2 protein-coding genes and 1 pseudogene are annotated in these 2,430 nt (G+C 68.4%); all 3 read right to left on the bottom strand.

Going from position 1 to position 2,430, the window contains the following annotated elements; genetic code table 11:
* Positions 1–1,264: DEAD/DEAH box helicase (locus RI841_RS15975; RefSeq protein ID WP_310706620.1), on the bottom strand; the 1,264-nt coding region annotated here is incomplete at its 3' end.
* A 141-nt stretch (positions 1,265–1,405) separates the two neighbouring features.
* Entirely contained in the window at positions 1,406–1,999 is a 594-nt protein-coding gene (locus RI841_RS15970; RefSeq protein WP_310706619.1) for an ABC-type transport auxiliary lipoprotein family protein, read from the bottom strand.
* Positions 1,996–2,430: pseudogene (locus tag RI841_RS15965) on the bottom strand (mammalian cell entry protein); the annotation flags it as partial. The pseudogene RI841_RS15965 and the gene RI841_RS15970, both read right to left, overlap by 4 nt.

Raw genomic sequence — 2,430 nt, 5'->3', positions numbered from 1 at the left:
GACGACGCGGGGCACGGGCCTCCTCGCCACCGCGGCGCTGGCCTGCATCCTGACCCTGGCGTCGCTGCCCCTGGCCGCCGCCGCCCGAGCGCTTGCCGCGGCCGTTCTCGATGGGCTCGGGCTTGGCATTGGGATCCGGCTCGAAGCCGGGCTCGATGCGCTTCTCCAGGTCACGCTTGATCAGTCGCTCGATACCCTTGAGCAGGCCGTGCTCGTCGACGCAGACCAGGGAGACTGCCTTGCCCTCGCTGCCTGCCCGGCCGGTCCGGCCGATGCGGTGGACATAGTCCTCTGCCACGTTGGGCAGCTCGAAGTTGACCACGTGGGGGAGTTCGTTGATGTCCAGGCCGCGGGCCGCGATGTCAGTGGCCACCAGGACCTGAAGGTCACCGGTCTTGAAAGCGGACAGCGCCTTGGTGCGGGCCGACTGGCTCTTGTTGCCATGGATCGCCATGGCCGGGATGTCCTGCTTGGAGAGCTGCTCGGCCAGGCGGTTGGCACCGTGCTTGGTGCGGGTGAAGACCAGCACCTGCTGCCAGTCGTGCTCGGTGATCAGGTGGGCCAGCAGCTCGCGCTTCTTCTCACGGTCGACGCGGTAGATCGCCTGGTCGACGAGTTCGGCGGTGGTGTTGCGGCGGGCGACCTCGATCATGGCCGGGTCGTCGAGCAGCTTGCCGGCCAGCGCCTGGATCTCGTTGGAGAAGGTCGCCGAGAACAGCAGGTTCTGGCGCTTCTCGGGCAGTACGCGCAGGATCTTCTTGATGTCGTGGATGAAGCCCATGTCGAGCATGCGATCGGCTTCGTCGAGCACCAGAATCTCGACCTTCGACAGGTCCACGTGCTTTTGCTGGTGCAGGTCCAGCAGGCGGCCAGGGGTGGCAATCAGCACGTCCAGGCCGGCGCGGATAGCGTCAACCTGGGGCTGCTGGCCGACGCCGCCGAAGATCACGTGGGAGCGCAGGGTCAGGTGGCGGCCGTAGTCGGCCACGCTCTCGCCCACCTGGGCGGCGAGCTCGCGAGTCGGAGTCAGCACCAGAGCACGAACCTGACGCTTGGCCGGGCGTGGGCCATCGGCCAGGCGCTGCAGCATCGGCAGGGTGAACCCGGCGGTCTTGCCGGTGCCGGTCTGGGCGCTGGCCAGCAGGTCACCGCCCTCGAGGACGGCGGGAATCGCCTGGAGCTGAATCGGGGTAGGGGTGGTATAGCCCTGTGCCTCGACGGCACGGAGCAGTTCGGCACGCAGGCCGAGGTCGGAAAAGGTCATGCGGTCTCCGCAGAGACGCCTCGGTCGCGCCGCGTCGATACATCACGTGGTCAGTCCCGGGCCAAGGCGTGTAAAAGGAATCTGGCGCGGCAGGAGGGACCAGCGATCGCCGCGTGCCGGTAGTATGCCATAGTGCGCGGCTCAGCGCAGCCGTTTGATTTCCGCGGCGATCTCGTCGGCCACTTGGTCCCAGCCACGGCCCAGAGCGCGCACCAGGGCGGGATAGCCGTCCTGAGCCAGTTCGACTTCCACGTTGAAGGGGGCCATCGCCAAGAGCTCGCCTCCCTCGTCACTCAGCTGCCACTGGCCGCCGACAACGGCCCGGCCGTCGAAGCGGCCATGGAAGCGGTCGACTTCCAGGCGCAGGACGGCGGGGGCACGCCGACGACTATCGGCATCGTCATGCATGACCCGGGTGTGCGGCAGGCGAGCGGCCAGGCGAGTGCGCAGGCCGCGCTCGAGCTGGAGGTCGATGGGCGCTGCCCAGAGGTGGTGGTTGGCTTCGTTGAGCGTGATGTCGTCGAGCTGCAGTATCAGGCCGTCGACGTCCAGAAAGCGGGCCAGCCGTGGCTGAGTGACGACCAGACGATACTCGGCGTCCGCCCCGGCGATGCCTCCCGGTTGACGACCGGCGTCCGCGGGCAGCGTGTACTGGCTCGGCGCCGGCCCGCTCGCGACACAGCCGGCCAGCCACAGGGAGAGGCCGGCGGCGAGCAGGACCTTGAGGGATTTCATGGTGTGCTTCCTTCAGATTGGCGCTGGGGGGCCCTGGGCAGCGGGTCCTCGCCGTCCAGGCTGTCGAAGAGCAGTGCCCGGGGATTGTCGCGCAGGGTACGCGCGGTAGGCTGCAGATCGCGCAGCAGCCGTTCCAGCTGCTGCAGGGTCCCGGTGAAGTCGCCGTAGGCGGCGGAATCCGGCGAGATGTTCTCGAGGGTGGCGCGCAGCTCTTGAAGCGTCTGGTTGAGGTTGCCGGGGAGCGCCCGGGTGCCGGGGTCGTCGACCAGGCTGCGCACGCTGGCGGTGAGTTCGCGGACCTCGACGAGCGTGGCCTCGGAGGTCGTCAGGTTACGCTCGAGTCCCTCCAGCAGCGGCTCGACCTCCAGGCCGTTGAGCTTGTCGAGCAGCGCGGTCACCTGGGCCTCGATCTGGGCGAAGCCACCCGAGGT

It is taken from the genome of Halomonas sp. (genome assembly GCF_031581305.1).
Classification (GTDB): domain Bacteria; phylum Pseudomonadota; class Gammaproteobacteria; order Pseudomonadales; family Halomonadaceae; genus Halomonas.
Note: the sequence above shows the minus strand (reverse complement) of the source record. Positions and strands in the feature narration are given on the sequence as shown.